Origin of the sequence: Aeromonas sp. HMWF014 (genome assembly GCF_963878295.1) — a bacterium.
Lineage (GTDB): Bacteria > Pseudomonadota > Gammaproteobacteria > Enterobacterales > Aeromonadaceae > Aeromonas > Aeromonas popoffii.
In genome coordinates this window covers 1-6695 of record NZ_CAWNYS010000056.1, presented here as the reverse complement: position 1 = coordinate 6695, position 6695 = coordinate 1, and the positions used below count along the sequence as shown (strand labels likewise).

Annotated in this window: 5 protein-coding genes; 1 reads left to right on the top strand and 4 read right to left on the bottom strand. The window is 59.7% G+C overall.

Features of this window, described 5'->3' with window-relative positions:
* Both AAC083_RS02215 and AAC083_RS02210 read right to left on the bottom strand, forming a co-directional pair.
* A partial coding sequence (locus AAC083_RS02215) for an ABC transporter permease (RefSeq protein WP_146181782.1) occupies window positions 1-1257 on the bottom strand: 1257 nt, incomplete at its 3' end.
* Window positions 1254-1979, bottom strand: a complete 726-nt coding sequence (locus AAC083_RS02210) for an ABC transporter ATP-binding protein (RefSeq protein ID WP_108537917.1) — start codon at window positions 1977-1979, stop codon at window positions 1254-1256. The genes AAC083_RS02215 and AAC083_RS02210, both read right to left, overlap by 4 nt.
* Before the next feature lie 163 nt (window positions 1980-2142).
* Between AAC083_RS02210 and AAC083_RS02205 the strand changes: the two genes are divergently transcribed.
* Window positions 2143-2742, top strand: coding sequence for an arylesterase (locus AAC083_RS02205; RefSeq protein ID WP_108537916.1), 600 nt, complete (start codon window positions 2143-2145; stop codon window positions 2740-2742).
* Window positions 2743-2826: 84 nt separating this feature from the next.
* Here AAC083_RS02205 and AAC083_RS02200 read toward each other — a convergent pair whose 3' ends face one another.
* A complete protein-coding gene (locus tag AAC083_RS02200) occupies window positions 2827-3771 on the bottom strand; it encodes a chemotaxis protein CheV (RefSeq protein ID WP_042037553.1) in 945 nt (314 codons plus the stop codon).
* A 310-nt stretch (window positions 3772-4081) separates the two neighbouring features.
* Window positions 4082-6695 (bottom strand): type I secretion C-terminal target domain-containing protein (locus tag AAC083_RS02195; protein WP_146181781.1); only part of this gene is annotated, 2614 nt, incomplete at its 5' end.

Genomic DNA, 6695 nt, shown 5'->3' with positions numbered 1-6695 from the left:
CCCCATCAGCAGGCCCATGCCGCCGATCAGCCCCAACGCCAGTGTCGCATCGGCGGTAAAACCCCACACCAGGCCAAACAGGCCGAGCAGCGCGACCGGCAGTGCCAGCCAGGGCGGGATCCCCGCTTCCAGCTCACGGCGCAGCACCCGCAGCGGTGGCACCTTGAGCAGGCGCAGGAAGGGCACAAAGGCCAGCAGCAGGGTGATGAAGAAGGCGACCGCCAGACCGAGGGCAAAGGGTCGCCACGATGGCAGTGGCAGATCGGCAGGCAGCAAGTTGCCCAGCAGATGCAGGGTCAGCCACTGCATGGCGCTGCCCGCCACCAGACCGATTAGCGCCCCCACCAACGTCAGAGAGAACAGCAGGGTGCCCATCAGTTGCCAGAGCGTGCGACGGGAAGCCCCCAGCGTCTTGAGCAGCGCCACCATGTTGGTCTGGCGCTCGGCGAAGTGGCGCACCGCTATGCCCATGGCCAGTGCCCCCAGCAGCACCCCCGCCAGAGAGGCGAGCCGGAAGAAGCGCTCGGCATTGGCCAGCGAACGCCCCACTTGGGAGCCCTGATCGTCCGGCTTGATCAGCTTCTGCCCCGCTTTGAGCTGGGGCCTGAGCCAGCGCTCATAGCTGGCAACGTCCTCACGTGTCCCCTTGAACAGGTAGCGCCACTGCTGGCGACTGCCCGGCAGCAGGGCACCGGTCGCCTCTATGTCAGCGCTGTGGATCAAGGCCCTGGGTGCCAGCAGGAAGGGACTGAAGCCCTGATCCGGCTCCTGACCCAGTTCGCCCGCCACACTGAGCCGGGTGTTGCCCACTTCCAGTTCATCACCAATTTTCGCCTCCAGTAACTGCATCACCCGGGCCGAGAGCCAAATCTCGCCAGGCGCTGGCGCGCGCTGGGGGCTGAGGGCCAACTTGCCGTAGAAGGGGAAATCGCTCGGTACGGCCCGGATAGAGGCCAGCTGCAATGCATCGCCATGAAACAGCATGCTGTTGAAACTGACCGTGGTCTGCACTGACAGGCCCGCTTTTTCAGCCTGCTCGAGCCAGGCGGCCGGTGCCGGTGTGGCTGAGCGCAGCGCCCGATCGGCGCCGATAAAGTCACGCCCCGAGGCCTTGAGCCCCGCATCCAGCCGATCCGCCACCAGGGCCACGCTGAGCACACAGGCCACACTCAATGCCAGTGCCAGCACAAACCAGCGCAGCTCGCCATTGAAGCCTTCCCGCCGCAACAGCTTCACTCCCAATCGCCACCGACTCATAGCGGCTCCCTGACTCGGGAAGCCGCGACGGCACCGGATGTCGCCGTATCCGTCTCCAGTCGTCCCGCCGCCATCACCAGTTGCCGCTGACAACGCTGGGCCAGCTCGTGGTCATGGGTCACCACCACGAGCGTGGTGCCGTGCTCGCGATTGAGCTGAAACAAGAGTTCGATCACCGTCTCCCCCGTCTTGCTGTCCAGATTCCCGGTCGGCTCATCAGCCAACAGCAGGCTGGGCCTTGTCATGAAGGCGCGGGCGATGGCAACCCGCTGCTGTTCACCGCCGGAGAGGCGCGGCGGCAGATGGTGCAGGCGCTCGCTGAGCCCCACCGCCGCCAGCAACTCGCGCGCCCTCGGCTCACAGCGGGTCTCGCCACGCAGCTCGGCAGGCAACATGACGTTCTCCAGCGCGCTCAGGGTGGGCAGCAGCAGGAAGGACTGGAAGATGAAGCCCACCTGCTCGGCACGCAGGCGGGCACGGCCCTCCTCGTCCAGCTGCACCAGCGACTGGCCGAGGATCTCTATATCCCCCTGGCTCGGCAGATCCAGCCCAGCCAGCAGCCCCAGCAGGGTGGATTTGCCGGAGCCGGAGGCGCCGACCAGCGCCAGGGTCTCGCCGGTATTGACTTGCAGGTCGATCCCTTCAAGGATGGTGAGGCTTTCCTGGCCCAGGCGAACGGTTTTGCCCAGACCCTTGACGACAATGATGGGAGTTGAACTCATGATGCGTTTCCTGTTTGCCCGAGCCAAAAAGTGGGGATTGAACCCATGATGTATATCCTGCTCACCCGGGCATTGAATGACAATGCATGCTGGGTGTTGGCATCATCACACATATCCCGTTTGCCCGGACCCTTGATGACAATGAATGATGGGAGTTGAATACATGACACGTTTCCTGTTCGCCTTGTGTTGCCTGGTTTCATCGGTACAGGCCCAGACCCTGCTGGTGCTGGGTGACAGCCTGAGCGCAGGCTATCAGATGCCGGCGGAGCAGAGCTGGCCAGCCCTGCTCAATCAGAAATGGCAGCAGCAGGGCGGCAAGCATCAGCTGGTCAACGCCAGCATCAGCGGTGAGACCACGCAGGGGGCCCTAGCCCGCCTGCCCGCCCTGCTCAAGGAGCATCAACCGGACTGGGTGCTGATCGAGTTGGGGGGTAACGACGGGCTGCGCGGGTTCGCACCCGCCATCACCCGTGACAACCTGGCCAGCATGGTGGCCTTGACCAAGGCGCAGCAGGTGAAAACCGTGCTGACCCAGATCCAGCTGCCCCGCAATTACGGAGCCCGCTACCTGCGCCAGTTCGAGCAGATCTTCCCTGAGCTGGCGGCTGCCAACCAGCTGCCGCTGATGCCCTTCTTCATGGATGATATTGCGCTGCGCCCTGAACTCATGATGAACGATGGAATCCACCCCACGGCCGCTGCCCAGCCGCTGATCCGCGACCGGGTCGCCAGCTTTATCGAGCCCCTGCTGACCCAATAACGCCCCAATAGCCATACGCAGAAGAGTGCCCTGCCGGCCCAAAACAAAGATCCCGCCGAGGCGGGATCTTTGTTTCCATGACCATCAGCGTTCCAGTATCTGGCGCAACCGCTCCTGAGCCACCCCGACCAGCAGGTCTGGCTGGAATTTGGAGATGAAGCGGTCACACCCCACCTTCTTGACCATGGCCTCGTTGAAGTTGCCACTCAGAGAAGTATTGAGCGTGATGAAGAGATCGGACATGCGGGCATCACTGCGGATCTCGTGGGTCAGGCGGTAGCCATCCATCTCCGGCATCTCCGCATCCGTGATCATCAACAGGATCTCGTCGGTCACCTTCTTGCCCGCATCGCACCACCCCTTGAGCAGATTGAGCGCCTGCAGACCATCCTGGCACTCGATTACCTCAAGACCCAGTTGGGCCAGGGTTTCCCGCACCAGATTGCGGGCAGTGCTGGAGTCATCGACGATGAGCACCTTGCGGCCATGCATTTCGGGCAGTATCTCCCGATCCAACACCTCTTCAGAGATACGGATGTCGTAGGTGATGATCTCGGCCAGCACCTTCTCCACGTCGATGATCTCGACGATCTGGTCGACACCATCTTCGGGAATGCGGGTGATGGCGGTCAGGTAGTTGGCCCGCCCGGCGGAGCGCGGTGGCGGCAGTATGTCCTTCCAGGTCATGTTGACGATATGGGCCACCTGCCCCACCAGGAAACCCTGAATGGTGCGGTTGTACTCCGTGATGATGAGGTTGGACTCGCTGTCGATAGGCATAGCGCGCATGCCGATGGCGCTGCGCAGGTCGATCACCGGGATCGAGGTACCACGGATGTTGGCCACCCCGCTGATGTTATGGTGCGCCCCCGGCATCTTGTTGAGATGGGGCAGCTTGACCACTTCCCGCACCTTGAAGACGTTGATAGCAAACAGCTGTCGGGATCCTAAACGGAACATCAACAACTCCAGACGGTTCTCCCCTACCAGCTGGGTACGTTGATCCACTGAATCCAATATGCTCGCCATATAAAGCCCTTACGTCCGTTTTCCAAGTCTCGCCATAGTATAGAAGGGTCAGAATCCCAACACGACCCGTATTCTTATCCTATGTCGGCAAGATGATGACGGAACTTGATGAAAAAAAGCGAGATTCGGCTCAAGGCCGGGCTATCTGCACACTTATCAATAGCAAACTGGCCACTCGATCGCACCCCGGCTTGCCTGTGTGAGCCACATCCTTGATATCCGTGGCAAACCCCAGCCATCAGTCCCACCATGGCCAGACACAAAAAAAGCGGCAGATTGCTCTGCCGCTTGTTGCCCTGCCCTGACGGGATTACTTGTCGATATCCAGCAGATTGTTGCTCAGCATGTAGTCGATCACCTGAGAAGAGGTGGACGCCGCGCTGCCGGTGAGACTGTCGAACGTGTGGTTCATCAGCACTATCTCCTGAGTCACCGAAGCCGTGCTGGTCTCCTTGACCTGCAGATGCACACCCTCGCTGTCCTGGAACACAGAGAGCAGGCTCTTCAGATCGTTCTGGTTGCGGGAACCATCGTGATCCAGCAGATCGCTCAGATCCAGCTTGTCACCCTCGGCTTTGGAGAAGTCAACCACGTAATCCTTGGCGATGGAGCCTGCCGTGGTATCCCCCTGCTGCCAGGTGAAGATATCGGCCCCCGCATCCCCCTTGAGGATGTCGTTGCCCAGACCACCGACCAGGATGTCGTTGCCCAGACCGCCACTCAGGGTGTCGTTGCCGGCACCACCATACAGGGTATCGTTGCCGCTACCGCCGTACAGGGTATCGTTGCCGCTCTCACCATACAGGGTATCGTTGCCGCTACCGCCGAACAGAATGTCGTTGCCGGCACCACCGAACAGGAAGTCGTCACCACCCTGACCAAACAGGATATCGTTGCCTTCTCCGCCAATCAGCACATCCGCCTTGTCATTGGTGGAGGACTGATCGAACTCGCTGGCGTGATCCGTGATGTAGTCATGAACCTGGGCATCGGTCACCGAACCGGCACTCAGCTTGCCGGCCACGTACTGCTTGATGGCCGCGTAGCCTTCTCCGTTGATGCCCGCGAAGTGAACCGCATCACCGAACAGGATATCGTCACCGGCACCACCATCGATCCTGTCACTGCCCGGCAGGTTGTTGACGGAAGTACCCAGGATGGCGTTGGCCAGATCGTTGGCAGACACGTTGGATTGCACGATCTTGTCACTATCAAACAACTTAAGAGTATCGATGGAAACGTTGCTGCCGATGCCGATAGCCTCCAGCGTGACATTATTGGCAAGAAGAAGCGGCAACACAGCCTGCGCATTTTGCAATGCGGAACTGTTGGAAGAGGATGAAGAAATCTCGAAGGTACCATCCCCTTGCGCCTTCAAAGCACCGATGGACGTCGAAATCCAATTGTTACTGCTGTTTAGCGCCCACCGTTGAACCATGCCATTGGCATCGATCAACACCCTATCGGTACCACCTATATTGGCGTAGAAGGTTTCACCCGGCACATAGTTGTTGACGTTGACAAACGAATCGAGACGCTCATTGGTCTTCGTATTAACGATAGGGTTGGTATCTTCATTGCTGTAATAGGTATTGGGCGCACCATCGGTAATGAAGTACGCCAAGTTCTTCGCATTGGCGTTGTTTTTAGCGGTGTCGCTGTTGAACCAGTTGGAAGTAGTCTTGAGTGCATCCTCATAGTTAGTTGTGCCACTGCGGCCATCCATGCTGTTGATGATGGACTGCAACTTGGTCAAGGCATTGGGATCCTTGAGGTCTACACTAATCGACTTGTTGGCTTTGGAGTCAAAGTCCACCAAGAAGATGTTGACCTTACCAGCCCCTTCTGTGCCCGCACTGGCCTTGAGGGTCGCAAACACCTGGCTCAGCTGGGTTTGCATGGTTGCCATGGCGCTGGAGCCGATACTGCCCGAGCTGTCGACCATAAAGGCGATGTTATAGTTCTGGCCTGGCAACACCACGCTGCCGTCCAGGTCGCCGACCACGATATTGTGCTCGCTGCCGTAAACACGGTTTTGATCGCCCGGCTCCCCTTCTGTGGAGAGGAAGTAGCTCATGCGGATCGAATCCTGATCCGATGCGCTGCTGGCCTGGTCGGTCACCACCTCCTTGGCGATGGCCTCCACCTTGAGGTCAAACTGACCCGCATTGCTGCCCGGCACCCGCAGGGTCAGACCGGTCAGCTTGACGTCCAGTGCGCTCTGGTTCCAGAGGCCGGTGAGCGTCAGCTTGCCATCCGCACCAACGGTGCCCAACACAGTGCCGCCCTGATACAAGGTCGCACCACTGGGCATGCCGCTCAGCACCAGGCTGTCGAGCTGTTCACTGCCATCCCGATCGGTAAGGGAAGCACTGATCTCGAGGGGATAATCCACCACGCTGGGCTGTACTGCCGTCAGGGTGCCATCGGTCTGATCGAACTGGTAGATACCGTCATCAAACTGAACCAGCTCGATATCGTAGAGCGACTTGCTGATGGTGGTGCCATTCTCCTTCACCAGGAAGTTGAAGCCACCATCACTTCTGCGCTCGATGACATAGTTGGCACGCGAGCCCATCAGCACGGCGAGATCGGTACCGGCACCGCCATACAGGGTGTCACCACCCAGTCCGGCGACCAGAATATCGTTACCCACGCCGCCATCGAGCGTATCGCCCGAGACAGAATTGCCACCGACCAGTACGTCATTGCCCAGACCACCGACGAAGTAGTCGCCGCCGCCCTTCACACTGACGATGTAGTCGTTGCCATTGCCGCCAACCACTTGATCCTGGCTGGCGGTGCTGTCGGTCAGGCTATTGTTGATCCCGAAGCTGCCTTTGTTGAAGTTGCCGCTCTGGAACGCACCGGACGAGATACCGGACGACGGATATTGGGTATAGAGCGGCACGCCATTGCCGGTC